The organism is Altererythrobacter sp. H2 (assembly GCF_035319885.1).
In the GTDB taxonomy this organism is placed as follows: Bacteria; Pseudomonadota; Alphaproteobacteria; order Sphingomonadales; family Sphingomonadaceae; genus 34-65-8.
The window spans coordinates 162,657-186,195 of sequence record NZ_CP141285.1 but is presented as its reverse complement, the minus strand read 5'-3'; the positions used below and the strand labels follow the sequence as shown (position 1 = coordinate 186,195).

Sequence of the window (23,539 nt, the reverse complement as noted above, 5' to 3'; positions counted from 1 at the left end):
CTGGCGGAATGATCCGCTCGTTCACCACGCCGCTGCTCGCTGCCCTCGCCCTTGCCGGGTGCGCGACCCTTCCTGCTGAAGCCCCGCTTGCCCCTCAGGTGCAGCTTGGCGCGGTCAGCGCTGCCGATCCCCGGGCGGAAGAGGCCGGCTACGAAATGCTGCGGGCCGGCGGCAGCGCCACCGACGCAGCGATCGCCACAATGCTGGCCTTGACCGTAGTCGAGCCGCAAAGCTCCGGCATCGGGGGCGGCGGGTTCCTGGTGCGGGGGACGGCTGACGGCGATGTGACGACGTACGACGGGCGCGAAACTGCCCCGGCCGGGGCGACGCCGGAATGGTTCCTCAAACCTGACGGTACGCTGCCGCCGTTTATCGAGTCGGTCCGCAGCGGGCTCAGCGTCGGGGTTCCGGGCAATATTGCGCTCGCGGCCAAGGCCCATGCGGAGCACGGCAAGTTGCCGTGGGCCCGGCTGTTCGATCCGGCCATCCGCCTCGCGCGCGAAGGCTTCCGGATGAATCCGCGCCTGCACAATTCCCTCAGTTCCTCCAAGGATCGTGCGGCCCTCACTGACACCGGCCGAGCCCTGTTCTTCGGAGCCGACGGTAATCCGCTTCCGGTCGGAACGCTGGTGGTGAATGAAGACCTTGCGCGAACCTTCGAGGCCGTCGCCGCGGGCGGGGCACCGGCATTCTATCGGGGCGACCGGGCTGAATCGATGGCGCAAACCGTGGCCCAGTCGACACCCCGTGAGGGTGCGATGACGGCTGGCGATGTCGCTGGCTACCAGGCCAAGCCGCGCGAGGCGTTGTGCACGACCTACCGCCGCCACCGGATCTGCGGAATGGGGCCCCCGACCTCGGGCGGGATCGCGATCCTGCAGATGCTGGCGATGCTCGAGCGGTTCGATCTGTCCGCCTACGGGGCCGAGAGCCCGGTTACATGGCACCTGTTCCTTGAAGCGCAGCGGCTCGCCTATGCCGACCGCGAGCTCTACGTGGCGGATGCCGATTTTGTCTCCGTGCCGGTCGCGGGATTGCTCGACCCGGCCTACCTCGCCAGCCGCAGTGCCCTGATCGATCCGGCGCGTGCCATGGCCAAGGTGGAAGCGGGCCGGCCCGCCGGTGCGCCGCTGGCGCTGGCCGATGGCGATGAGCCGGAAGAGCGCGGCACCACCCACTTCGCCGTGGTCGATGCATCGAACACGATGATCAGCTACACTTCGACCATTGAAGGGGCGTTCGGCTCCGGGCTGATGTTCGGCGGGTTCTACCTGAACAACGAACTGACCGATTTCAGCCGGTCGCCCATGGTCGAAGGCCGGCTGGTGGCCAACCGGGTCGAAGGCGGCAAGCGGCCGCGCAGCTCGATGTCGCCGATGCTGGTGTGGGCGCCGGACGGCACCCCCCTGCTGGCAGTCGGCGCGGCTGGTGGGCCGACGATTCCGGTGCAGACCGCGCGATCGATCATCGGCGTGATCGACTTCGGGCTCGATGCCGAAGCGGCGCTGGGCCTGCCTTTCCTGATGTCATTCGGAGAGCGCACCCTGGTGGAGCAGGGCACCTGGCTGGAACGGGCAATCCCGGCCTTCCTTGCGCTCGGCCAGCCGCAGCCGTTTGCACGCGAAGCGCCGGTCAAGGCCAACGCGGTGCTGTGGCGCGGGGGCAGCTGGCAGAGCGCGCGCGATCCCCGGCTTGAGGCGCAGCTCGAACTGCCTTGAGTGCATCTGTGGCCGCACGTGATGCCGCTTGAGATACCGGGCGCCGCTGCGTAAACCGCACCGGATAAGTCCGTCATCAGAACGGGTGCAGGAGCCTTCGAAAGTGCAGCTTTCCGATCTCGATAATGCCGCAAACCTGGTCCAGCTGTTTCTCCAGCGCGCGGACGAAGGGGGTGACAGACCGTTCCTCGGGGCCAAGCGCGATGGTGCGTGGCAGACGATCAGCTGGCGCGAGGCGGCGGACCGGGTCTGCCTGCTGGCAGAAAGCCTGCGCGCCATCGGACTGAACGCGGGCGACCGGGTCATGCTGGTGAGCGAGAACCGCCCGGAATGGTGCCTGGCGGACCTGGCGATCATGGCTGCGGGCTGCGTGACGGTGCCGACCTACACCACCAATACCGAGCGCGACCACGCCCATATTCTCGACAATTCCGGTTCGCGCGCGGTGATCGTGTCGACCGAGAAGCTCTCCGCCACCCTGCTCCCGGCGATCATGCGCACCGGCACTGCGGCGCACGTGATTGCGATTGATGGACTACGGCAGATGCAGGCCGGTGACTTGCAGATCCACCATTGGGCAGAGCTGGTGAAAGGCGATGCCGCAGCCGCGCGAAAGTCCGTGGACGCGCGCATGGCCGGGATCGGCCGACGGGACCTTGCCTGCCTGATCTACACCAGCGGCACCGGCGGCGCGCCGCGCGGGGTCAGGCAGCACCACGGCATGATCCTGTGCAACGTGAAGGGCGCGGCGGAAATCCTGGTCAACGATTTCGGCCTGGATGACGAGGAGCGGTTCCTCTCGTTCCTGCCCTTGAGCCACGCCTACGAGCACACCGGCGGGCAATATCTTCCGATCGGGGTCGGCGCACAGATCTACTACTCGGAAGGGCTGGAGAAGCTCGCCAGCAATATCGAGGAAACCCGGCCCACCATCATGGTGGTGGTTCCGCGCCTGTTCGAGGTGCTGCGCCAGCGGATCATGAAGCAGGTCGAGAAACAGGGCCGGGTCGCCAACTTCCTGATGGACCGCGCCTTGCGGATCGGTGAGCGCGAAGCCGGCGGCAAGGGGCGCCTCATCGACAAGCCGATGAATTTCATTCTCGAAAAATCGCTCCGTCCCAAAATCCGTGCCCGGTTTGGTGGTCGGATCAAGGCGATGGTTTCCGGCGGCGCGCCGCTTAACCCTGATGTCGGTGTGTTCTTCGAGGCAATGGGCCTGACCATGCTGCAGGGCTACGGCCAGACCGAAAGCGGCCCGGTGATCAGCTGCAACCGCCCAAGCGTCGGCATCGCCATGGACACTGTCGGCCCGCCGATGGAGGGGGTCGAGGTCAGGATTGCCGAGGACGGCGAAATCCTCGTACGCGGTGAACTGGTCATGCACGGCTACTGGCAGAACGAGGCGGAAAGCGCCCGTGCGCTCCAGAACGGGTGGCTCCATACCGGCGATATCGGCCATCTTGATGCCAAGGGCCGGATCAAGATCACCGACCGCAAGAAAGACATGATCGTCAACGACAAGGGCGACAATGTCGCTCCGCAGAAGATCGAGGGAATGCTGACGCTCCAGTCCGAGATCGCCCAGGCGATGGTGGTGGGTGACCGGCGGCCTTACATCGTCGGGCTGATCGTGCCCGATGCCGAATGGGCGCTTGAATGGGCCAAGGCCAATGGCGAGAAGTTCGACCTGAAGGAACTGCAGGGCCTGCCCGCCTTCAAGAGCGCGGTCCGCGCGGCGGTCGACCGGGTCAACAAGGACCTGTCAGTGATCGAAAAGGTCCGCAGCTTCGCCTTCGCCGATGAAGCCTTCACGATCGAGAACGAGGAAATGACCCCCTCGATGAAGATCCGCCGTCACAAGATCAGGGAGCGATACGCGGAGCGGCTGGACGGGTTGTATCGGGGGTAAGGTTGGCCGGACAGCTCGGCCCCACGCCTTGCCTGCCGGCTATCTAGGCCGCCTCTTTCTCGATAAATTCCGGATAGAAACTTGGTGCCCGCTCGCTCCAGCCCGGGGCAGTGGCGGCGGCTTCGCTGAGCGACTGGAGTAACATCTTGCGGCGGCTCGGGCGGATCTGCGGCAGCGCGGCGGCGGCGCAGAAGGCACTTGGCAGCCACGGGCGCGCTTCGGCGCCGAGCAGGCGCTCGTAAAGGAAGCGGAAAGCTGAGAAGCAGTCGAGCCGTTCCTGCGCAAGATCGAATGCGGCCACCCGGGTCAGTTTGCCAATGAAGTGTTCGATGCTCTCGAACCCGGTCTGGTCGGGCACGCTGGCGCGCAGGACTTTCAGTTCCTGGTAAGCGACATACTGGCTGCGAATGGCGGCGTTCTCGCCGGCGTCGCGTGCCCACAGTTTGAAAGCATCCTGGCGCCCCAGCCCGATATCGAGGCTGCGGCGGATGTAGCGCTGTTCTGCCGAGGTGAAGCTGGCGAACTCGCGCATCTCGGAGATGGTCATCGAAGCAGTGTGGGTGGTCGACATGGCGGCATTTTCCCTGTTGCCTGCCGAGTGTCGCGCAGCGTGGTTAACATCGGGTAACCAAAGGGGGGCGTGTCATGCCCATAAAAAGGGGGTCACGGCGAACCGCGACCCCACTAATCTTACGTGCTGATCCGATCAGACGTCGTCGCCGAGGGCACCTTTAACCTTGCCCTTGACCTGCTGGGCTTCGCCCTTGCGCTCCTGCGCCACGCCCTTGGCGTGCAGGTCGTGGTTGTCGGTCGCCTTGCCGGCGGCCTGCTTGGTGTTGCCGACGGCTTCGTTGGTCATGCCTTTGGCGCGATCAGTAAGTTCACCCATGATATGGTTCCTTTCGTGTCTCGTAGCTGCCGATTCTCAACAGCTTATGACACACCAACGGGCCCCACGCGGGTTTGTTCCTGTGGCGAGGCGGGATGCCCCGCGCCTGCGTTGGTCAGATCAGGCCGGCCAGGGGGCTGGAAGGATCGGCATATTTGCGGGTGGCCATCCGGCCAGCGAGATAGGCATCGCGCCCGGCCTCGACCGCCAGCTTCATCGCCCGCGCCATACGGAGCGGATCTTTCGCCTCGGCAATCGCGGTGTTCATCAGCACCCCGTCACAGCCGAGTTCCATCGCCACTGCCGCATCGCTCGCCGTTCCGACCCCGGCGTCGACCAGCACTGGCACATTGGCACCTTCGACAATCAGCCGGATGGTCACCCGGTTCTGGATGCCGAGGCCTGATCCGATCGGAGCGCCCAGCGGCATGACCGCCACTGCGCCGGCCTCTTCCAGCTGCTTTGCGGCAATGGGATCATCGGTGCAGTAGACCATCGGCAGGAAACCTTCCTTTGCCAGGACTTCGCAGGCGCGGATCGTTTCGACCATGTTGGGATAGAGCGTGCGTGCCTCGCCCAGCACTTCCAGCTTCACCAGATCCCAGCCCCCCGCCTCGCGTGCGAGCCGCAGCGTGCGGATCGCATCCTCCGCGGTGAAGCACCCGGCGGTGTTGGGCAGGTAGGTGATCTTGTTAGGGTCGATGTAGTCGGTCAGCATGGGCGCCTTGGGATCGCTGACATTGACCCGGCGGACCGCAACCGTGACGATCTCGGCCCCCGATGCCTCGACTGCTGCGGCATTCTGCTCGAAGTCGCGATACTTGCCGGTGCCGACGATCAGGCGGCTGCGGAATGTGCGCCCGGCGACGGTCCAAGTATCCGGGGCCCAAGTGTCCGGGTGATCGCCGCCGCCGACGAAATGCACGATCTCCAGCACGTCCCCTTCCGACAGCGCGGTGTGTGCCAGGGTAGAGCGCGGCACGATCTCGCCGTTGCGCTCCACCGCGACCTTGGCCGGATCGAGTTCCAGCTCGGTCGCAAGCGCAGCGATGGTCGGGGCGGTGGTCCGGCGCGGCTCGCCGTTGACGGTGATGGATATGGTCATGTCAGCGTGGGAAATAGCGTCCATCCGCCGGGGCGCAAGGCCGATCCCGCGGCTGGGTGCCTGTCAAAAATCAGGCAGAGCAGCGCAGGTTGAGGACGTGGCCTAGCGAAACCAGTCCTACGCCGATCATGGTCAGCACAGATTCCTCAATCCCGTGCGGCAGCGCCAGGGCTCCGCCCATGAAGGAAAGCCCGGTCATGGCGATGACGAACGGACCGGCCCTGCGATGCTGCACCGCGCCCCAGCCGATAGCCACGCCCGCCACCACCAGCGCAATGGCAAGCCCCCATTTGTGGATTTCAGGGGCAAGCAGGAACTCCCCGCCGATTCCGAAAGCGCTGAGCACCGCGATGCTGGCGAGACAATGGGCTGCGCACAGGCCCGAAAGAACGACACCTACCCGGTCGAACCGTTCACGAATCGAGGAATAGGCCTTTGTCACGATGGGTGCGATGTATGTAATAGTGTATCGTTTCGCAAGACGTGTTGCGAAAATCACCCTTGCACAAGGGCGAGGCGCACCGCAGACAGGCCAGCGATGACAACGCAATCGATGACGCTGGTCCGCAGCAACGCGGCGCTGCAAGGCAGCCTGGGGCAACCGCAGGCCCTGGTGCGCTGGCTGATGGCGGTTGCCGGGCTGGTGTTGGTCATGGTGATCGTCGGTGGCATTACCCGACTGACCGAATCGGGGCTTTCCATCACCGAATGGAAGCCGGTGACCGGCACGATTCCGCCCCTGACCGAAGCGCAGTGGGAAGCGGAATTCGCGCTCTATCGCCAGACCGGCGAATACATCAACGAATCCGGTCCGGCGGGCATGGACCTTGCCGCGTTCAAGTTCATCTTCTTCTGGGAGTGGTTCCACCGCCTGCTCGGGCGTGTGATCGGCCTGGCTTACGGCCTGCCGCTGGCCTGGTTCTGGCTGAAGGGATCCATTCCGGCCGGCTACAAAGGCCGGTTGCTGGCGCTGCTCGCCCTGGGCGGGCTACAGGGCGTTTTCGGCTGGTTCATGGTCCGCTCCGGCCTGTCCACAGAGATGACCGATGTGAGTCATTTCTGGCTTTCGATCCACCTGCTCACGGCACTCTTCACCCTTGGAGGCCTCGTCTGGACGGCGCTGGACCTTCGCCAGTTGGCGCGCGATCCTGCGGCGCGACCGGCACGGCTGACTGGTCTTTCCTTCGTGGTGGCGCTGGTGCTGTTCATCCAGCTCCTGCTCGGGGCATGGGTAGCAGGGCTGAATGCGGGGCTCGTGTCCGATACCTGGCCGCTGATGCAGGACCGCTTCGTGCCAGAGTACGATCTGTCGCGCGGGGCCTGGTGGGCGCTGACGCACGATCCCTTCCTGCTCCATTTTCTCCACCGCTGGTGGGCCTGGGTGGCGGTGGTGGCGCTGGTGGTGCTCGCACGCAAGACCCGTGCGACTGACCGGCGGGCATCTGTGGCCATCCATTCGGCGTTTGGCGTGCAGATCATCCTCGGCATCGCAACCGTCTGGACCGGAGTGGAGCTGTGGTTAGCGACCGCCCACCAGGGCGTGGGGGCCTTGCTGGTGGCAGCGACGGCCTGGGGGATGCACGTGGTCGGGCGGCGCGCGTGACAGCGCTGGTCTGGTGCCCCTTCCCAGACCAGGCCTCGGCTGCCGCAGTTGCCGGCCAGTTGCTGGACGAAGGCCTGATTGCCTGCGCCAACCTGCTTGACGGAATGACTTCGCTGTTCATCTGGCAGGGTGAGCGGGGGCAGGCGGCCGAATGCGGCGCCCTGTTCAAGACCGATGCGAGCCGGCTGGCTGAGGCGGTTGCCCGGATCGAGACGCTCCATCCCTATGACGCTCCGGCGGTGGTCGGCTGGCTCTGCGCGGAAGCAGGAACGGCGACACGGGCCTGGCTGGCCGCAGCGACTACACCGGAAGCTCACGGATGAACCGCCGCCAGACCTTGCTCGGCTGCCTCGCGTTGCTGCCGGCGTGGGCCCTGCTTCCTGCGACCAGGCCGCTTAGTGCCGGGGCTCCACCCGTGTTCCGGCCGCAGGCCGGGACTTACCGGCTGGCGCGGCGGGTGAGCCGCCAGCTGGGTGCCGGTGCCACGCTCATGGTCGAGCGTGCCTGGACGATCGAGCTGACCTCGCAAGAAGGCGGGTTTCTGGTTGCCGGGCGGCAGGCGGAGGTTACGGTCGACGCGCCACCCAGTCTGGCCTTCCTGGCGCAGCTCGAACAGGACCGGATCGAGGAGGGGATGTTCCCGATCATGCTCGACCAGACGGGAGTCATGGCTTTTGCCCCGGCGGGGCAGGCTGATGAGGTGGTTGCGCAGGCAGTGGACCAGGTCCGGCAGCTGCTGACGGTTGACCGGGCTCGGGATACGGCTGGAAAAGAGCAGGGAAACCGGTTCCTCGACACCCTGCAACAGGCAGGTCAGGCGGCGCTCGCGGCCTGGCCGCCCACCCTGTTCGCACCCGGAACGCAGGACCGCACCGATGAGCGGACGGTCGATCTGCCCGATGGCACCTTGGGCGTTGTAAGGGTCAGAACCGTCGCCCTCAGCGATCCCCGGACTGGCCTGCTTGAGCGGTTCGAACGGCAGGTTGAAACCCGCTTTGGCGGGGACCGGCGTGTCGGCGTCGAGGCGTTCTTCCTCTCGCCCGGAACCTGACGGTATTATTTTACCTCCGGGCAAACGGGCGGAATAGCTTGACTAACGGGCGGCTGCGCGACAAATGGCGCCACCTTCGCAGGCCACCGCGCGTGGTTCTGCGATTCCAGGACCAACCAAGGAACACCCAGCCATGAAGGCGCTCAGCAAGACCACCCGGTCGATCAAGCCGGCAGAGGTCGAAAAGAAATGGCACCTGATCGATGCCGACGGCCTCGTCGTCGGCCGGGTCGCCGCGATCATCGCCAACATCCTGCGCGGGAAGCACAAGCCCAGCTTCACCCCCCACGTCGATTGCGGTGACCAGGTGATCGTCATCAATGCGGACAAGGTGAAGTTCACCGGCCGCAAGATGACCAACAAGATCTATTACAAGCACACCGGCCACCCCGGCGGCATCAAGGAAACGACTCCCGCCAAGGTGCTGGAAGGTCGCTTTCCCGAGCGCGTGCTGGAGAAGGCGGTCGAGCGCATGATCCCGCGCGGTCCGCTGGGCCGGGCGCAGATGAAGGCGCTGCACCTCTATGCCGGCACCGAGCATCCCCATGCCGGGCAGCAGCCCGAAGTGCTCGACGTTGCCTCCATGAACCGCAAGAACAAGGCTAACGCGTAATGGCTGATGAAACCAACACCGTGTCCGATCTCGCGGACCTGAAGGATATCGCGGGCGACGCCCCGGAAGCCGATGCCGCAGTCGTCGCCACCAACACCGCGCCGCTGCGTGAGCAGGAACTGGACAAGCAGGGCCGCGCCTACGCCACCGGTCGCCGCAAGGATGCGGTTGCCCGCGTCTGGGTCAAGCCCGGTACCGGCAAGATCACCATCAATGGCCGCGATCAGGACGTGTACTTTGCCCGTCCTACCCTGCGCCTGATTATCAACCAGCCGTTCGGGATCACCGATCGCACGGGTCAGTACGATGTCGTGGCCACCGTCAAGGGCGGCGGCCTTTCCGGCCAGGCTGGTGCAGTCAAGCATGGCATCGCCCAGGCCCTGTCGAAGTACGAACCCGCGCTGCGGACCACGGTCAAGGCAGCCGGCTTCCTGACCCGCGACAGCCGCGTGGTCGAGCGCAAGAAGTACGGCCGGGCCAAGGCTCGCCGGAGCTTCCAGTTCTCGAAGCGCTGATCGAACGCAAACTACCAGACGAAAGGGCGGCCCCGGTGGCCGCCCTTTTGCGTTTCAGGCCAGAACCATGTCAGGCGCGCACGAAATCGCGCCGCTGGACATCGATGGTACCGAGCGCGCTTACTGTTACGAGGTTGTAGGAAGGTGCTGCTCCGCGCAGCCGCGTCGAGAGGGTGCCCGCCCCGATCATCCGCAGGGGCCGGTTGCCCCGCGCCCGGACCAGATCGAACGGACGATGGACGTGGCCGGAGAGCACAACGCTCGCCCCGGCCTCGGCAAGGGCCGCAAAGGCCATGTCACCCCTTACCGTCGGGTTGCGGAGGCCGTCTTCAGCCGGGAGCAAAGGGTGGTGGCAGGCCACCAGCTTGGGGCGCGGATCATTGCGCAATGCCTCAAGCCGCGCGAGCGCCGCTTCAAGCTTGCGCCGCCGGACCACTCCGTCGGACCAGGGCCAGCGCATCTGCGCACGGACATTGGTGTCGAACGGCACGACGAGGGCATGGGCGAGCGACAACTCGCTGCCGACTGCAGCTTCCAGAGTGCCATAACGCGCATAGGGGGCCCGGAAGCGTTCCCACAGATTGTAATAGGGCATGTCGTGGTTGCCCGGCTGGAGCATGATCGGCGTCTCCAGGGAGGCAAACCATTTGCCCGCCATGGCATACTGGCGATGGGTCGCCCGCTGGGTCAGGTCACCGGTGCAGATGACTGCGTCCGGTCGCTCGTCAGCCACTGCAGCGGCGAACCAGTCCAGCGCGTCTTCGTCCTCGACGCCGAAATGGACGTCGCTGACATGGAATATGCGGCTGGTCGCTTCAGTCACGTGGCATCCTCTGGTTCAGCCGATCCAGCGCCACAGGCCAGCGGGGATGCCTCCGGCAGGCAGGTGGGCCCAGCTCAGGGCCAGCCATAGCACCAGCCCGACGGCCCAAGGCAGGAAACCCGCTGAAGCCAGCGCACTCCAGCGAGGCCAGTAGCGCGTCCGGCTTTCCCATTCCTTCCAGGCGGCGCCCATCAGCACCTGCTTCTTGCGATCCTGCAAATGGCTGCCGACCAGTGCCAGCACGAGAATGGCGGTGGCGACAACCAAGGTGCGCGCCGTTGGTGCCGCAACAATGTGGCTCACCGCCCACAGCGCGAAGCCCCACATCATCGGATGGCGGGTGATGCGGAATACGCCTGCCGGCTCCGCCCGGGCCGCAGCCTCTGCGCCCGGCATTGGCAGGGCCGGGTTGCGCCCGAGCAATGATCCGGCGAACAGGACCATGGCAACAAGGGCCACCAGCGTGCCGATGGCCCAGCTGACATCGCCGAATCCGGGCCAGAGCGGAGTGGTTGCCGGAGCGTCCTTGAACGCGAGATACATCCACGCGAAGGTGCCGATGCTGACCAGGGAATATACCCCTTGGAATCCCTTCTCACCCAGCATCCGCACCAGCCCGGCCCGCAGCGGGTGCGACATGGCAAAGTGCGTACCGACAAAAGCCACACTCGCAGCCACCAGAGCCAGCAAATTACCGTCCATAACCCTGCTCTCCCAATCCGGCGCAATAATGCGCCGGGCGCCGGGAGGTTGCAACCGGCCAGTCAAGCCGGCCGCGCAGGTGGGGAGCTACCAGTCGTAGGCCTTCGGCAGGGTTCCCTCGTCGAGATCGCGGTACCGATCCCGCAGCCGGGTCTGATGGCTGTCGAGGGGTTGCTCGATCCCGTCGATGAAAACCTGAACCGGCGCGGAGGAGACTTCCAGCGGGTCGCCATCCCAGACTACCAGATCGCCGGCGGCCCCTGCACTGAGGACACCGAACCGGCCGCCAAAGCCGGAAATCTCGGCCGGGATCGAGGATATGCTGGCAAAGGCCTGCCCCCAGGTCAGCCCTGTGGCTCCCGGTACCTGCGACAGCGCCACGAGGTTGCCGGCAAACTGCGGGGCAATACGCGGCCCGGTAATTCCGCCTGACAGGCCGCCAAGTGCCACCTTGACCCCGGCCTGGACCATGCGCCCGACATTGCTGTGAGTCGCGCCGAGCTGTTCGAAGCTGGCCGGCAGGTTGTCCAGCGGATCGGCGATCACCGGCACACCGGCCGCGGCGATGTCGTCCGCCACGATCCAGCCTTCGGACACGCCCAGAAGAACCAGCTTCAGCTTTGGATATCGCCGGGGCAAGCTGAGCACCGCACGAATGTCAGCCGCGCGCTCGACATGGACATAGAGCGGCTGCGCGCCCGTAACCACCGGGGCGAGGGCTTCGGCGTCGGCGCGGGTCAGCAGATTGCCGTCGCCCTGCCAGCGCCCCGCCGCAAACTCGCCTGCTTCGCGCAGGGCGTTGGCCAGTTCGGCATAGGCGGCCACGCGGCTGCCTCCGGCGATCCGAGCGGCGGCTTCGCCCAGCGTCACCATCTGGAATGCCCGTGACGCGACCACCGCGTTGCGGTCGGCACCGGTGTCGATCACCGCGCCCTGACCGGCAAAAATCGCGCCGCCGGGGGCGGTCACGATCGAGGCCCGGGTTACTCCGCCGGCCCGGCTGACGGCGATGTGCTGCGAGGCATAGTTGACGGCGGTTGAGGCATCGAGCGCGGCACTGAAACGCGACCGGGCTGCGCGGGTATCGTTGCTGTCACCCACCCCTTCGACATCGGCCAGGCCCAGGTCGGTGACCGGCATGAAGATTCCGGGGGTGACCCATTTGCCAGCACCGTCGATCGTGCGCGTTCCGGCCGGCACGGCAACGCCGCGCCCCGCGGCAACAACCTTGCCGCCGCGGATGACGACCGTTGCGCCTTCCATCGGCGCGCTGCCGTCACCGGTTGCAACCGTAGCATTGGTGATGGCGATATCCTGCGCGGTGGCCGGGGCAGCGAGAGCGCCAAAAGCAAAAGCTGCCGCAGTGGCGAGAAGCGTGGTCCGGATCATTTCACGTCTCCTTCGCCGGGCTGGCCGAGTTCGAAGTCGCTCACCGGTCGCCGTTTGGGATCGTTCGCGTCGAACAGCAGGGCACCGTCCACCCAGACTTTTTCCGGCCGCGCATAGACCGACAGCGGATTGGCGTTCCACAGCACTACGTCGGCCATCTTGCCAGGTGCGAGGCTGCCCGTCTGGTCGTCGATCCCCATCGCTTTGGCTGCATTGAGCGTGATCCAGCGGATCACTTCGGCATCGGCAATGGCGATCCCTGCGCGCTTGCCCGCGGCCTGTGCCTTGGCCGCTTCCTGGTTGAGCCGCTGGATGCCGTTCTCGTCATCCGAGTGGATCACCACGCAGGCGCCGGCCTGATAGAGCAGCGCACCGTTTTCCGGAATGCCGTCGTAGCTTTCCATCTTGAAGCCGTACCAGTCAGCCCAGATGGCCGAGCAGACGTCGCTTTCGCGCAGCAGATCGCCGATCTTGTAACTCTCGACGGCGTGATGGAAGGCGGTGACCTTGTAGCCCATCTCTTTGGCCATATCGAGCACCAGCGCCATTTCGTCGGCCCGGTAGCAGTGGTTGTGGACCAGGATTTCCCCGTCGAGCACGCCCTTCAGGGTTTCCTTGGCGAGATCGCGCTTCTTGCCGTCATAGGCCTTGGCGTCGAACCAGGTTTGGCGGTTGACCGCGAAGTTGCCCATCCGGGTGGAGGGGGCGCGGCCCTTCCCGCCATAGACCCGCTTGGGGTTTTCGCCGCAGGCCATCTTCAGGCCGTTGGGCGCGCCGGGGAACTTCATCCCCTGCACGGTGCGCGAGGCCACGTTCTTGAGCGTGACGGTGCGCCCGCCAAACAGGTTGGCCGAGCCCGGCAGGATCTGCAGCGAGGTGATCCCGCCATTGGCGAGCGCGCGGGTGAAGCCCGGGTCCTGCGGCCAGACCGAGTGCTCCGCCCAGACTTCGGGCGTGGCCGGGCTGGTCGCCTCATTGCCATCCGAATGCGCTTCGACCGACGGCGTCGGGTAGTCGCCCAGATGGCTGTGAATGTCGATGATGCCGGGGGTGACGTATTTGCCGGTCCCATCGACCCGGGTGTAGCCCGCCGGGATGGCGAGGTCCGCACCGCCGACTGCAACCACTTTGCCCTCGCTGAACAGCACCGTACCATTGTCGATACGCTGTCCGGCGCCATCAAACACTGTCGCCCCGACCAGCGCGGTCGCCGCGCCGGGATAGGGTTTGTAGGTCGAGGCATAGGGCGCCTCGCCCTTCGTGGCGGACGGGCCCGATGATGCCGAAGCAACTGTGTCCGGCGTCCCGTTAGTGGTGCAGGCAGAGAGGGCCAGCGCCCCCCCGATGGCGGTGAACGTGCGATAGCGCATGGGTCGTGCTTCTCCGGCTGACGGGATTTTACGGGCGGGTGGCGGGATGAACGCCAGCCTGCTGCGCTTCGAGACCTGCCTCGCTTTGCCCGGCAAGATCATTGCCGACATCGTCATCACGCAGGGTGTCGAGGTGCATCATCTTGCGGATGACCGGGCTGATCACGATGACCGCAACCCCCACGCCGACTGCCACCCAGCCGATCTGGCTGTAAACCGCGAGCACGGTTTCCTTGGCAGCGCCTTCGCCCGACGCGGCTTCCGAGCCGGTTGCTGCCGCAATCAGGCCGGCCGCGAAGTTGCCGGTTGCTGACGCGAAGAACCAGGTGCCCATGATCAGCGATGCCATGTGAGCCGGGGCAAGACGGTTCATCGCGCTGAGGCCGACCGGACTGAGGCACAGCTCGCCGGTGGTGTGCAGAAGGTAGATCAGGAACACGAAGATCACCGGCGTCATCGCTTCCATGCCCACCGCGTTTGCACCGGCCACCAGCACCAGGAAGCCTGCGCCGAGCTGGATGATCGCCAGGCCGAACTTCGCCGGAGTCGATGGTTCCAGACCCTTGCGGGCAAGCCAGGTCCACAGCCCTGCGAACAGCGGTGCGAGCAAGATGATGTAGATCGGGTTGATCGACTGGAAGATCGAGGCCGAAACCCCCTGCCGGTCGACATAGCGGTCAGTGAACAGGTTGAGGCTGGAACCGGCCTGCTCGAACAGGGCCCAGAACAGGATCGAGCCGATGATCAGGAAGATCGCGGCGAATATCCGGTCCCGGTCGTGGCCGCCGATCTTGATTGCTTCCCAGATCACGAAGGCGACCAGCAATCCGCCGAACACGCCCAGGATGCTGCCGACAATTGCCTGGTTCTGCACCAGCCACCAGGTCACCGCCACCGCGCCGACGCCGACGAGATAGAGGAACCATTCGAACTTGATGCCCATGAACGGGCTGGCCAGCTTTTCCGGCACGCTGCTCTCGCCCTTGCCGAGCAGGAGCGGCTTGAACACGATGAACACGATGAGGCCCAGCAACATGCCGAAACCAGCCGCGCCGAATCCGTAGGCCCAGCCATAGGTCTGGCCGAGGTATCCGGCGATGATCGTGCCGACCGCCGCGCCCACGTTGATGCCCATGTAGAAGATCGTGTAGGCACCGTCGCGCCGGATGTCGGTGCGCGGATAGAGCTGCCCGACGATCACGGAGATGTTGGCTTTCAGGAAGCCAGAACCGACGATGATGAAGGCCAGCGCGAGCCAGAACACGTCGATCATCGGATTGGCCTGGCCCAGCGAGCCGTCGCCTTCGAACGCCATGAAGAAGTGCCCGAAGGTCAGCAGCACCGCCCCGAACAGCACCGCCTTGCGCTGGCCCAGGTACTTGTCTGCCAGATAGCCGCCGAGGACCGGCGCGATATAGACCAGCGCAGTGTAGGCACCGTAGATGACCGAGGCTTTCTCGTCGTTGTAGAGCCAGTGCTGGGTCAGGTAGAAGATCAGCAGTGCCCGCATCCCGTAATAGGAAAAGCGCTCCCACATTTCGGCGAAGAACAGCACGAACAGCCCCTTGGGATGTCCTGCAAATTCCGGCTTGGGTGAGGTCACGATGGCTGCGCCACCGATCAGCAGCAGCACCAAAAATGCTGCTGCGACGGTGACGATGATCTGTTCCAGTGTCACTTGGCTGCTTCCCCCGAAGGCTTTGTCATTGGCAATCAGTTTGCCTGAAGCCGCGCACCCTAGCGCCTCAATCGCCCGTGTGAAGCGTAGTTTCACACGAAACCGCCCGGCTCGCCCTGTTTTCCACGGAGCGCGCCTTGTGCGCCGCGCTGTATTATGGCACTGACGCAGTGAACGGAGAACTTCGGATGCCCCAGCAGAGCCGCCCGGTCTATCTCAAGCTGCGCGACCAGATTGCCGCAGCCATCATTGGCGGTGAATATGCCGAAGGCCAGATGTTGCCGTCAGTGCGCGCCTATGCTGCGCAGCAGGGGGCCAATCCGCTGACAGTGGCGAAAGCCTACCAGCAGTTCCAGTCGGATGGCCTGGTCGAGGTGCAGCGCGGGGTGGGGATGTACGTGGTACCGGGGGCCGCGGATCGGCTTCGCGCCCGGGAACGCACCCAGTTCATCGAGCGCGAATGGCCGGAGATCCGCGCCCGGATGGAGCAGCTCGGGATCGAGCCGGCAGAGTTGCTCGAACGCCGCTGAGCCCAGCCCATGGGATAAAAACGACACAATGGCGGATTGCCAATCCGTGACAACTTTGGCACAAAGTCGTCTCGGGGCGCTTTACAGGGAACAACGACTGCGGTTCGCGTGGGCAAGCTGGTCAGGCTGCCTCCAACCAGCCGGTCGGCGGGAGTAGTGGAATGATCCGATCTGAGCTGGTTCAGGCGCTGGCCAAGGAAAACCCCGACCTGCGCGCGGATGAAGTGGAAAAGGTGGTCGACATCTTTTTCGAGGAAATCACCAACCGGCTGGTCGATGGCGGGCGGGTGGAACTGCGCGGTTTCGGCGCTTTCTCCATCCGGTCACGTGAGCCGCGGCAGGGCCGCAACCCCCGCACCGGCGAGCCGGTCTCTGTGCCCGGCAAGCGCGTCCCCTATTTCAAGCCGGGCAAGGAAATCCGCGACCGCCTCAACGCCGACTGACCGGCATTTCCCCCGCTTGCCTTTCCACACTGCCCGTATAGGGCTTGGCCGGTCGTGCGCGGGTGTGGCGGAATGGTAGACGCCGGGGACTTAAAATCCCCTGATCCTCGATCGTGCGGGTTCGAGTCCCGCCACCCGCACCATCCGGCGACCGAATAAGGCGGCCCTGACGTCTTAAGCCGGTCCGGTCGTGCGTTAAGATTCTGCTTTGACACATGTTTATCGCCAGACGCCCGCTTTTCCGGGCCGTCTCTCTGGTCGGCGAGGTCACGGATGAGAGCATTTTAACGTCCTGTTGACTGTTTCCATCAACCTTTTCCAGCAGCCATTCGCCTATTTCTTGCCCTCGAAACAAGCTTGTCGCCGGGCAACCCGGGACGGCCGTGATGGACGGACAAAGCTGATCGAAAGCGGGTCGCACGAACGCTTCGAGGGAACGGACATTGGAAGAGGATCATGGCGAGCCGCCGTCAAAATTGCCGCCGGTCCGCTCGACGGAACGCCGCCGCTTCGTGGCAGCGGGGTTTCTGCGTGTCGGCAACGGGTTCGCCGCTGGGGTGAAGGTGACTGACATCTCCCTGACCGGGGCACGGGTCCAGGGCCTGTCGCCCTGTTTCGAGACCGGGACGACTGTTCAGATCAGCTTTCAGGGCATCGGACCATTGCTGGCGCGGGTCCGCTGGCAGGACACCAGCTCGATCGGGATAGAGTTCGAAAGGCCGCTGCATGTCTCGGTTTTCGACTGGCTGTCATCGTCTTACTAGGCGCAATTCATCTACCCTGAAGTTTACCGGCGTTTAGGCAGAAATGCCGATGCTGCCCCATGGCGAACCTTAAACCCTTGCGCACACAAGCGGCCGCACAAGGGTAGGCAAACTACACCTCGGCTTGCCTGGCAGGTCAGGTGCGGATCGCAGAGTGATGGAACGTGGTGTGCTAGAGACTGTCATAAGGGCGTCGGGGCCCGGCTCCGAGGAACTCCGCGCGGCGCCGCGTGTGACATTGCTGATCCGGCCGGCAAAGCTGGCGATGCCTGAGGGCGAATTCGTCTGCGTCATCCGTGACGTTTCAGCCAGCGGGGTCAGTGTGCGAATGTTCCATCCGCTGCCGATGGGCGAAGCTGCCGTGCTGGAAACCGAAACCGGCATGCGGGTGACCATGCACCGGGTGTGGGACCGGGACAACGAGGCCGGATTTCAGTTCGAAGAGCCGATCGACGTGGCCGCGCTGGTCAACGAAATCGGAAGCTATCGCAAGCGCAAGCTGCGGATCGGGATCGACCTGCCGGTCAACCTCGCGGTGCTTGGTCAGAAGCATCCAGCCATGATCCGCAATCTTTCCCAGCAGGGAGCACGGATCGAGTGCGACGTGAGGCTTGCCCTGATCCAGATGGTGCGGCTGGAATCAGGGTATTTGCCCGAGATACGGGCCAAGGTTCGCTGGCGGCGAGATTCCCAGTTCGGGCTGGTGTTCGAGGATACCTTCTCGCTCGGCGACTTCGCCCAGATCGCTGCGCGCCTGCAAAGTCCTTCGCTGCTGAGCCGTTAACCTTCCGCTTACCATTTTCCTTCACTTGCCGATGACCGGTTTAATCAGGGGCATCGGACTATGACGAACGCAGGTGGGTTGCCAGCAGTTGAGGGAACAACGGTTGACGTGGCGATCATCGGGGCGGGGCCTGCCGGCCTCACCGCCGGTTACCTCCTGGCCAAAGCTGGCAAGACCGTCGCGATCATCGAGAAGGACGGTACGTACGTCGGCGGGATCAGCCGCACGGTCGAACATGAAGGCTACCGCTTCGATATTGGCGGGCACCGCTTCTTCTCCAAGTCGCAGCAGGTCGTCGACCTGTGGAACGAGATCCTGCCCGACGATTTCATCCAGCGTCCGCGAATGAGCCGCATCTATTACGAGGGCAAGTTCTACAGCTATCCGCTGCGTGCCTTCGAGGCGCTGTGGAACCTTGGCGTGTGGCGCTCCACCCTCTGCATGGTGAGCTACCTGCGCTACAAGCTGTTCCCGGTCCGCACCGTCAAGAGCTTCGAGGACTGGACCACCAATCAGTTCGGCCAGAAACTCTATTCGATCTTCTTCAAGACCTACACCGAGAAGGTGTGGGGCATGCCCTGCAACGAGATGAGCGCCGACTGGGCCGCCCAGCGGATCAAGGGCCTCTCGCTCTGGGGCGCGGTGACGGACGGGCTCAAGCGCTCGCTGGGCCTCAACAAGCGCCCCAATGACGGGCAGGCGGTCAAGACGCTGCTCGAAACCTTCCGCTACCCGCGGCTTGGCCCCGGGATGATGTGGGATGCCGCACGTGACCGGATTGTCGCCAGCGGCAGGGGCCAGGTGCTGATGGGCCATGCGCTCGAGCAGCTGGCGTCGGATGGCAATGGCGGCTGGCGCATGACGGCCAACGGCCCCGACGGGAAGATCGTGATCAGGGCGGCTCACGCGATCAGCTCCGCCCCGATGCGGGAACTGGCTGCGCGCCTCCATCCACTGCCGGATACGACATGGAACGCTTCGAACCTCAAGTACCGCGATTTTCTGACCGTGGCACTGATGGTCGAAGGCGAAGACCTGTTTCCGGACAACTGGATCTATATCCACGACAGCAAGGTGAAGGTCGGCCGGGTCCAGAATTTCCGCTCGTGGTCACCGGAGATGGTGCCGGACGAAGCCATGGCCTGCGTTGGTCTGGAGTATTTCTGCTTCGAGGGAGATGGCCTGTGGTCGATGGCCGATGCTGACCTGATCGAACTGGCCAAACGAGAAATGGCAATTCTGGGTCTGGTCGATCCGGCGCGCGTGCGCGGCGGTGCCGTTGTGCGGCAGGAAAAGGCCTACCCGGTCTATGATGAAAGCTACGCCGCCAATGTTTCGGCGATGCGCCATGAGCTGGAAGAGAAGCATCCGACCCTGCACCTCGTCGGGCGCAACGGGATGCACCGCTACAACAATCAGGACCATGCGATGATGACCGCCATGCTGACGGTAGAGAACATCCTCGCCGGACGGCGTGTTTATGACACCTGGTGTGTCAACGAGGACGCCGAGTACCACGAAGCAGGCCATGAAGGTGCCGAAGCGGCGCTGCCCGCCCGCGAGGCAGTCACCCCTGACCAGGCGGCAGCGCTCGCGTCGGTGCGTGATGTGCCCGAGCGGATCAGGCCAGCCGGTCCCGGACGCGAGGCGGCCTAGACCCGGCTTCCTTCGGGGCCTGTCGCAGGCACAGGACGAGCAGCAGCAGGCCGGTCAGCGGCACAAAGGGTTCCGCCGTGAAGAACCACATTCCCGGCAGGGCCATAGCCAGCAGTACAGCATTCCGTTCCGATCGGCTCGCGGGCCCTGCCAGCAGAAACCCTGCCGCAGCGGTCAGCATCGTGCAGTCGTAAAGAAACGAGTAGGGCGTCACCAGCACGGTCGCGGCAATGGCAGCGGCCGCCTGGATCTCGAACCGCGCAGCGCGGTGCACCACCAGCACCATCAGCCCCAGCGCCGTTACCGCGAAAACTGCGTGGACCAGCAGGGCGGCCGCCACCGGAAGCTGCTCCACGGCCAAGGCAAAGGCTGATTGCATCTTGCCCGCGATGATCGTGTCCACCCGCTCTGCGACCATATCGGCCACTTTCCGGCTGCCTGCGAGGAAATCGAGCCAGAGGCGCGGGCCCCAGAGCACGATCGTCGCCATCACCATCGCCAGCAGGGTGGCAACCGCCGCCTGGATCGCCCGCCAGTCGCGCCGCACCAGCAGGAACAGTGCCAGTGCCAGCCCGAGATGGGGCTTGATGGCGAGCACCCCGAACAGGATGCCCGCCAGCACCGGGCGGCGCGGCAGCAGCAGCAAGCCGCCGCCGATCAGGCTCGCGGTCAGAAAACCGTTCTGGCCGAGCAGGATCGTCTGGCTCGCACCCCCCCAGGCCAGCGCCATGGCAAGCGCGGTCAGCCAGTCGCGCGTGATGTGCCGCAGCACGATGAACCATGCCGTCATGCCGAGCAGAAGGTAAAGCAGCAGGGCTGTGCCATAAGGCAGCAGGCCAAGCCGAGCGAACAGCAGCAGGGCTGTGGGCGGATAGCCGAAGGTCAGCCCGCTCGCCGCCGGTTCACCGATCAGGCGGGCATAATAGGCTTCGTGCACAGGATGGTCGTAGACTAACGAGGGCAGGCCTTCGAGGGCGCGAACGCCGGCCGCCCAGACGGTCGCGAAGTCGGTGATGACGACATCGCCGTCGGGCGAAAAGGGCCAGCGGCCGACGCTGGTCAGATAGGCGAACATGGCGCAGGTGCCTAGTGCCAGCATGGCCCAGTAGATCCTGCCGATTGTCCTGTCGTCCACCCTGTCAATCACCCCCGCTGTCCACGCATTGCCCGCTTGCCCGCAGCCCGCTCGCCCCAAATCCGCCCGAAATCTGCCGGAATGGGCATTCCAACCGCTCGCGTAACCGCCTGTTGACGCTTTGTTAACCGGAAACGGCAATGAACCGGTAACGGCGTTGCAGGGGGACCCGAGTGCACCAGCTTCTTACCCGCATGACGGATTTGCGCCTGCTGCGCTATGGCCTGGCAAGTGTCGCCGCACTGGCGGTCGACATCGGACTGTTCCTGCTCCTGCTCGCGGCCGGCCTTGCTGCCGCCCCGGCCTCCGCACTGGGCTATTCACTGGGTATCGTGACGCACTGGCTGATCTCCAGCCGCGCGGTGTTTGTGGGGCGGGTGGCTGAGCGCGGCCCGGACCGGACCCGGCAGAAAGCGCTGTTTGTCGGTTCGGCCCTGGTCGGGCTGGCACTGACCACCGCTATCGTCGGTGCAGGCGAACTGGCGGGGTTCGATCCGCGCCTTGCCAAGATCTTGGCCATCGCAGTCAGCTTTGCGGCCACCTGGCTGTTGCGCAGCCGGATCGTGTTCCGGGCAACCGGGTAACAGTTCCCCTGATGACCGGCGCGATCTCCAGCGACAAAACCACTGGCCGCACCGTATTGCTGGCATGGCTCATCCTGTCCGCCATCCTGACAATCACCGCAGCCTCCCGCATCATGTCCGGGCAATTGCCCGACCCCGACGACGCCTTGCGGTTGGTGCAGGTGCGCGACCTGATTGGCGGGCAAGGCTGGTTCGACATGGTCCAGTACCGGATCGACCCGCCCACGGGCACCCCGATGCACTGGTCCCGGCTGGTGGACATTCCCTTGCTCACCGTGACGCTCCTGCTTGGTGAGGGGGCGGCGCTGGTGATCGTACCCTTGCTGACGCTGGGCGCGGTGCTGTGGTGCGTCGGCAAGCTCGCAGCGCGGCTGTGCGGCGGCGAGGTGGTCTTGTTTGCCTGCCTGGTCTGCGGGTTCATCCCCGCCCTGCTCATGCAGCTCCAGCCAATGCGGATCGATCACCATGGCTGGCAGGTTGCCAGTGTTGCGCTGGCCATGCTCGCGATCGCCGGCAGCCATGCCCGGGGCGGCGCGGCTCTGGCCGGAGCGGCCATGGCCTTCGGGATGTCCGTGTCGCTCGAACTGCTGCCGATCGCCGCGATTCTTGCCGCTGTGCTGGCGGCCCGCTGGTGGCGAAAGCCCCATGCCGCAATCTGGCTTATCACCTACCTGCAGGTCCTGGCGATCGGACTGGTTGTCCTTTTCCTGGCCACGCGCGGCACAGGTGCGCCCAGCGCATGGTGCGATGCGGTGAGTCCGCCGCAACTGGTATTCTTTGCCGTGATTGCGCTCGGGGCAACCGGCCTTGCCGCAACAAAGCCGACGCGAGCGGTGATCGCTGCCGGGCTGGCGTTGACCGGCCTTGCCGGGGTGGGCGCCCTGGCCCTGATCGCGCCGCAGTGCCTTGCCCCGCCGTTTGCCGGGCTCGACCCGCTGGTGCGTGACTACTGGTATGTTCACATCGCCGAGGGCCAGCCGCTGTGGCAAAGGCCAGCGGCCGAGTTCCTCCCGGCCATGGTGCAGATGGTTGCGGCGCTGGCAGCCTGCGCCATGCTGTGGCGGCAGAGCACGGGTGCCGCCCGGGTATGGTGGGCCGAACATGCCGCCGTGCTGCTCGGGGCGCTGGTGCTGGGCCTGCTGGTATCCCGTTCGCTCGCGTTCGCGGCCGTCATTGCGGCCGTTCCGCTGGGATGGCTTGCGGTCCGCCTGCTCGGCAGGATGCGCGCCGCTTCCGGTCTGGGGCTCAGGGGCGCTGCGGCCCTGATGATCGTACTGGTGCTGGTCCCGAGTGCGCCGGTCACTGTCGCAAACCAGCTGAGTCCGGCAGTCTCCGTGTCCCGCCCGGCCAGTGTTGCCAGCGCGGCCTGCGATGTCCGTGACCGGGCGGCTTCGCTCCGCATCCTTCCTCGCGGCGTTGTCTTCGCCCCGCTCGATATGGGGCCGGCCATCCTGCTGGAAACCCGGCATGCGGTGGTCGCCACCAGCCACCACCGGGCAGAAGCAGCGATGGCTGATGTGATCCGGGCGTTCATCGCGCCACCGGACCATGCGCGCGCGGTCGTCGCCAGCCATGGCGCGGATTATCTGGCGCTCTGCACCGATCTGGCGGAACCGGCGCTCTATGCTGCCCGGCATCCGGAAGGGCTGGCTGCGCTGCTGGCAAGTGACTCGGGACCGAACTGGCTGGAACCGGTGGACGCGCTTTCGACCCCGGAGTTCCGTGTCTATCGCGTCAGGCTGGACGAAACACCATCGCCACCCCGTTGATGCAGTGCCGTTTGCCGGTCGGGCGGGGGCCATCGTTGAAGATGTGCCCCAGGTGCCCGCCGCAGTCGGCGCAATGGACTTCGGTGCGGGGCAAGCCGATCTTGTAATCGGTCGAGGTGCCAACCGCGCCGGGCAGGGCCCGCCAGAAACTGGGCCAGCCGGTGCCGCTGTCGTATTTCACCGCCGAGGCATAAAGCGCATTGCCGCAACCGGCGCAGTGGAAGGTACCCTTGCGCTTTTCCTTGTCGAGCGGCGAGGAGTATGACCGCTCGGTGCCCGCCTGCCGCAGGATGCGGTATTGTTCTCCGGTCAGCTTGCGCTTCCATTCGGCATCGCTCAGCCTGACCGGGAATTCCTTCGCTTCCGCGCGGTCGACCCCGCATCCTGCAAGGACGGCCGCACCGCTGCCTAGTCCGAGCCAGCCGAGCAGGCGGCGCCGAGTCGTGATAGTGGGGCGTGTGGTCATGATCGGCTTCCTTGCGGCGTGTCTTACCAGATACGCGGCGAGG

At 65.2% G+C, this 23,539-nt stretch carries 25 protein-coding genes and 1 tRNA gene; 15 read left to right on the top strand and 11 right to left on the bottom strand.

Translation table 11 applies throughout. The annotated features are described in order from the left end of the window. Positions 1 to 8: 8 nt before the first annotated feature. Together ggt and U4960_RS00880 are read left to right on the top strand one after the other, a co-directional pair. Complete coding sequence (gene ggt, locus U4960_RS00885) at positions 9 to 1,718, top strand: gamma-glutamyltransferase (protein WP_324261731.1); 1,710 nt, start codon at positions 9 to 11, stop codon at positions 1,716 to 1,718. A gap of 103 nt (positions 1,719 to 1,821) precedes the next feature. After that, on the top strand, positions 1,822 to 3,627 hold the full coding sequence (locus tag U4960_RS00880) for an AMP-dependent synthetase/ligase (protein ID WP_324261730.1): 1,806 nt from the start codon (positions 1,822 to 1,824) through the stop codon (positions 3,625 to 3,627). Positions 3,628 to 3,670: 43 nt separating this feature from the next. On the opposite strand, the gene U4960_RS00875 is transcribed toward U4960_RS00880, so the two are convergent. The 4 genes from U4960_RS00875 to U4960_RS00860 form a co-directional block, all read right to left on the bottom strand. Further along, positions 3,671 to 4,198: a hypothetical protein gene (locus tag U4960_RS00875; RefSeq protein WP_324261729.1), complete on the bottom strand. Its 528-nt coding sequence runs from the start codon at positions 4,196 to 4,198 to the stop codon at positions 3,671 to 3,673. Positions 4,199 to 4,333: 135 nt separating this feature from the next. After that, complete coding sequence (locus U4960_RS00870) at positions 4,334 to 4,516, bottom strand: CsbD family protein (protein WP_324261728.1); 183 nt, start codon at positions 4,514 to 4,516, stop codon at positions 4,334 to 4,336. A gap of 115 nt (positions 4,517 to 4,631) precedes the next feature. Further along, positions 4,632 to 5,621: a sulfur carrier protein ThiS gene (gene thiS, locus U4960_RS00865; RefSeq protein ID WP_324261727.1), complete on the bottom strand. Its 990-nt coding sequence runs from the start codon at positions 5,619 to 5,621 to the stop codon at positions 4,632 to 4,634. Between the two features lie 70 nt (positions 5,622 to 5,691). Beyond that, positions 5,692 to 6,063, bottom strand: coding sequence for a MerC domain-containing protein (locus U4960_RS00860; RefSeq protein ID WP_324261726.1), 372 nt, complete (start codon positions 6,061 to 6,063; stop codon positions 5,692 to 5,694). A gap of 96 nt (positions 6,064 to 6,159) precedes the next feature. On the opposite strand from U4960_RS00860, the gene U4960_RS00855 reads away from it, so the two are divergent. The 5 genes from U4960_RS00855 (at position 6,160) to rpsI (ending at position 9,403) form a co-directional block, all read left to right on the top strand. Further along, on the top strand, positions 6,160 to 7,224 hold the full coding sequence (locus tag U4960_RS00855) for a COX15/CtaA family protein (protein ID WP_416379085.1): 1,065 nt from the start codon (positions 6,160 to 6,162) through the stop codon (positions 7,222 to 7,224). After that, on the top strand, positions 7,221 to 7,547 hold the full coding sequence (cutA, locus tag U4960_RS00850) for a divalent-cation tolerance protein CutA (RefSeq protein WP_324261725.1): 327 nt from the start codon (positions 7,221 to 7,223) through the stop codon (positions 7,545 to 7,547). The genes U4960_RS00855 and cutA overlap by 4 nt, the downstream gene beginning before the upstream one ends. Then, positions 7,544 to 8,275: a hypothetical protein gene (locus tag U4960_RS00845; RefSeq protein ID WP_324261724.1), complete on the top strand. Its 732-nt coding sequence runs from the start codon at positions 7,544 to 7,546 to the stop codon at positions 8,273 to 8,275. The genes cutA and U4960_RS00845 overlap by 4 nt, the downstream gene beginning before the upstream one ends. Positions 8,276 to 8,408: 133 nt before the next feature. After that, positions 8,409 to 8,888, top strand: coding sequence for a 50S ribosomal protein L13 (rplM, locus tag U4960_RS00840; RefSeq protein WP_324261723.1), 480 nt, complete (start codon positions 8,409 to 8,411; stop codon positions 8,886 to 8,888). Further along, complete coding sequence (rpsI, locus tag U4960_RS00835; RefSeq protein ID WP_324261722.1) at positions 8,888 to 9,403, top strand: 30S ribosomal protein S9; 516 nt, start codon at positions 8,888 to 8,890, stop codon at positions 9,401 to 9,403. The genes rplM and rpsI overlap by 1 nt, the downstream gene beginning before the upstream one ends. Positions 9,404 to 9,473: 70 nt before the next feature. On the opposite strand, the gene U4960_RS00830 is transcribed toward rpsI, so the two are convergent. The 5 genes from U4960_RS00830 to U4960_RS00810 all read right to left on the bottom strand — a co-directional run bounded on the left by U4960_RS00830 (position 9,474) and on the right by U4960_RS00810 (position 15,224). Beyond that, a complete protein-coding gene (locus U4960_RS00830; protein WP_324261721.1) occupies positions 9,474 to 10,226 on the bottom strand; it encodes a metallophosphoesterase family protein in 753 nt (250 codons plus the stop codon). A 15-nt stretch (positions 10,227 to 10,241) separates the two neighbouring features. Next, positions 10,242 to 10,928 carry an NnrU family protein gene (locus U4960_RS00825; RefSeq protein ID WP_324261720.1) on the bottom strand — a complete coding sequence of 229 codons (687 nt, stop codon included), beginning with the start codon at positions 10,926 to 10,928 and terminating at the stop codon, positions 10,242 to 10,244. Between the two features lie 87 nt (positions 10,929 to 11,015). Beyond that, positions 11,016 to 12,317, bottom strand: a complete 1,302-nt coding sequence (locus U4960_RS00820) for an amidohydrolase family protein (RefSeq protein WP_324261719.1) — start codon at positions 12,315 to 12,317, stop codon at positions 11,016 to 11,018. Further along, positions 12,314 to 13,687 carry an amidohydrolase gene (locus U4960_RS00815; protein WP_324261718.1) on the bottom strand — a complete coding sequence of 458 codons (1,374 nt, stop codon included), beginning with the start codon at positions 13,685 to 13,687 and terminating at the stop codon, positions 12,314 to 12,316. The genes U4960_RS00820 and U4960_RS00815 overlap by 4 nt, the downstream gene beginning before the upstream one ends. Before the next feature lie 28 nt (positions 13,688 to 13,715). Then, on the bottom strand, positions 13,716 to 15,224 hold the full coding sequence (locus tag U4960_RS00810) for a peptide MFS transporter (RefSeq protein WP_416379129.1): 1,509 nt from the start codon (positions 15,222 to 15,224) through the stop codon (positions 13,716 to 13,718). Positions 15,225 to 15,553: 329 nt separating this feature from the next. Between U4960_RS00810 and U4960_RS00805 the strand changes: the two genes are divergently transcribed. From U4960_RS00805 to U4960_RS00780, 6 genes are all read left to right on the top strand, one after another. Next, complete coding sequence (locus tag U4960_RS00805; RefSeq protein ID WP_324261717.1) at positions 15,554 to 15,895, top strand: GntR family transcriptional regulator; 342 nt, start codon at positions 15,554 to 15,556, stop codon at positions 15,893 to 15,895. Positions 15,896 to 16,056: 161 nt separating this feature from the next. After that, the gene (locus U4960_RS00800) at positions 16,057 to 16,338 is read left to right on the top strand and encodes an integration host factor subunit beta (protein ID WP_324261716.1); all 282 of its coding nucleotides are present in this window, start codon (positions 16,057 to 16,059) and stop codon (positions 16,336 to 16,338) included. Positions 16,339 to 16,396: 58 nt separating this feature from the next. Beyond that, positions 16,397 to 16,481, top strand: a tRNA-Leu gene (locus tag U4960_RS00795). A 300-nt stretch (positions 16,482 to 16,781) separates the two neighbouring features. Further along, positions 16,782 to 17,102, top strand: coding sequence for a PilZ domain-containing protein (locus U4960_RS00790; RefSeq protein ID WP_324261715.1), 321 nt, complete (start codon positions 16,782 to 16,784; stop codon positions 17,100 to 17,102). 157 nt (positions 17,103 to 17,259) lie between these two features. Beyond that, positions 17,260 to 17,886: a PilZ domain-containing protein gene (locus U4960_RS00785; RefSeq protein ID WP_324261714.1), complete on the top strand. Its 627-nt coding sequence runs from the start codon at positions 17,260 to 17,262 to the stop codon at positions 17,884 to 17,886. A gap of 60 nt (positions 17,887 to 17,946) precedes the next feature. Beyond that, on the top strand, positions 17,947 to 19,542 hold the full coding sequence (locus tag U4960_RS00780; protein ID WP_324261713.1) for an NAD(P)/FAD-dependent oxidoreductase: 1,596 nt from the start codon (positions 17,947 to 17,949) through the stop codon (positions 19,540 to 19,542). On the opposite strand, the gene U4960_RS00775 is transcribed toward U4960_RS00780, so the two are convergent. After that, a complete protein-coding gene (locus tag U4960_RS00775; RefSeq protein ID WP_324261712.1) occupies positions 19,508 to 20,689 on the bottom strand; it encodes a glycosyltransferase family 87 protein in 1,182 nt (393 codons plus the stop codon). The two genes, U4960_RS00780 and U4960_RS00775, sit on opposite strands and share 35 nt — an antisense overlap. 182 nt (positions 20,690 to 20,871) lie before the next feature. Between U4960_RS00775 and U4960_RS00770 the strand changes: the two genes are divergently transcribed. Together U4960_RS00770 and U4960_RS00765 are read left to right on the top strand one after the other, a co-directional pair. After that, positions 20,872 to 21,261, top strand: a complete 390-nt coding sequence (locus U4960_RS00770; protein ID WP_324261711.1) for a GtrA family protein — start codon at positions 20,872 to 20,874, stop codon at positions 21,259 to 21,261. An 11-nt stretch (positions 21,262 to 21,272) separates the two neighbouring features. After that, positions 21,273 to 23,030 carry a hypothetical protein gene (locus U4960_RS00765; protein WP_324261710.1) on the top strand — a complete coding sequence of 586 codons (1,758 nt, stop codon included), beginning with the start codon at positions 21,273 to 21,275 and terminating at the stop codon, positions 23,028 to 23,030. On the opposite strand, the gene msrB is transcribed toward U4960_RS00765, so the two are convergent. Further along, on the bottom strand, positions 22,996 to 23,496 hold the full coding sequence (gene msrB / locus U4960_RS00760) for a peptide-methionine (R)-S-oxide reductase MsrB (protein ID WP_324261709.1): 501 nt from the start codon (positions 23,494 to 23,496) through the stop codon (positions 22,996 to 22,998). The genes U4960_RS00765 and msrB overlap by 35 nt on opposite strands. Positions 23,497 to 23,539 lie beyond the last annotated feature (43 nt).

Excerpts from the sequence above, each read along its gene's own strand:
- U4960_RS00770 (WP_324261711.1), top strand. The coding sequence starts at position 20,872 with ATGACGGATTTGCGCCTGCTGCGCTATGGCCTGGCAAGTGTCGCCGCA.
- U4960_RS00785 (WP_324261714.1), top strand. The coding sequence starts at position 17,260 with ATGGAACGTGGTGTGCTAGAGACTGTCATAAGGGCGTCGGGGCCCGGC.
- U4960_RS00820 (WP_324261719.1), bottom strand. The coding sequence starts at position 12,317 with ATGATCCGGACCACGCTTCTCGCCACTGCGGCAGCTTTTGCTTTTGGC.
- U4960_RS00870 (WP_324261728.1), bottom strand. The coding sequence starts at position 4,516 with ATGGGTGAACTTACTGATCGCGCCAAAGGCATGACCAACGAAGCCGTC.
- U4960_RS00825 (WP_324261720.1), bottom strand. The coding sequence starts at position 10,928 with ATGGACGGTAATTTGCTGGCTCTGGTGGCTGCGAGTGTGGCTTTTGTC.
- U4960_RS00800 (WP_324261716.1), top strand. The coding sequence starts at position 16,057 with ATGATCCGATCTGAGCTGGTTCAGGCGCTGGCCAAGGAAAACCCCGAC.
- ggt (WP_324261731.1), top strand. The coding sequence starts at position 9 with ATGATCCGCTCGTTCACCACGCCGCTGCTCGCTGCCCTCGCCCTTGCC.
- U4960_RS00780 (WP_324261713.1), top strand. The coding sequence starts at position 17,947 with ATGACGAACGCAGGTGGGTTGCCAGCAGTTGAGGGAACAACGGTTGAC.
- U4960_RS00855 (WP_416379085.1), top strand. The coding sequence starts at position 6,160 with ATGACAACGCAATCGATGACGCTGGTCCGCAGCAACGCGGCGCTGCAA.
- U4960_RS00805 (WP_324261717.1), top strand. The coding sequence starts at position 15,554 with ATGCCCCAGCAGAGCCGCCCGGTCTATCTCAAGCTGCGCGACCAGATT.
- rplM (WP_324261723.1), top strand. The coding sequence starts at position 8,409 with ATGAAGGCGCTCAGCAAGACCACCCGGTCGATCAAGCCGGCAGAGGTC.
- U4960_RS00765 (WP_324261710.1), top strand. The coding sequence starts at position 21,273 with ATGACCGGCGCGATCTCCAGCGACAAAACCACTGGCCGCACCGTATTG.
- U4960_RS00810 (WP_416379129.1), bottom strand. The coding sequence starts at position 15,224 with ATGTGGGAGCGCTTTTCCTATTACGGGATGCGGGCACTGCTGATCTTC.
- rpsI (WP_324261722.1), top strand. The coding sequence starts at position 8,888 with ATGGCTGATGAAACCAACACCGTGTCCGATCTCGCGGACCTGAAGGAT.
- msrB (WP_324261709.1), bottom strand. The coding sequence starts at position 23,496 with ATGACCACACGCCCCACTATCACGACTCGGCGCCGCCTGCTCGGCTGG.
- U4960_RS00875 (WP_324261729.1), bottom strand. The coding sequence starts at position 4,198 with ATGTCGACCACCCACACTGCTTCGATGACCATCTCCGAGATGCGCGAG.
- U4960_RS00845 (WP_324261724.1), top strand. The coding sequence starts at position 7,544 with ATGAACCGCCGCCAGACCTTGCTCGGCTGCCTCGCGTTGCTGCCGGCG.
- thiS (WP_324261727.1), bottom strand. The coding sequence starts at position 5,621 with ATGACCATATCCATCACCGTCAACGGCGAGCCGCGCCGGACCACCGCC.
- U4960_RS00815 (WP_324261718.1), bottom strand. The coding sequence starts at position 13,687 with ATGCGCTATCGCACGTTCACCGCCATCGGGGGGGCGCTGGCCCTCTCT.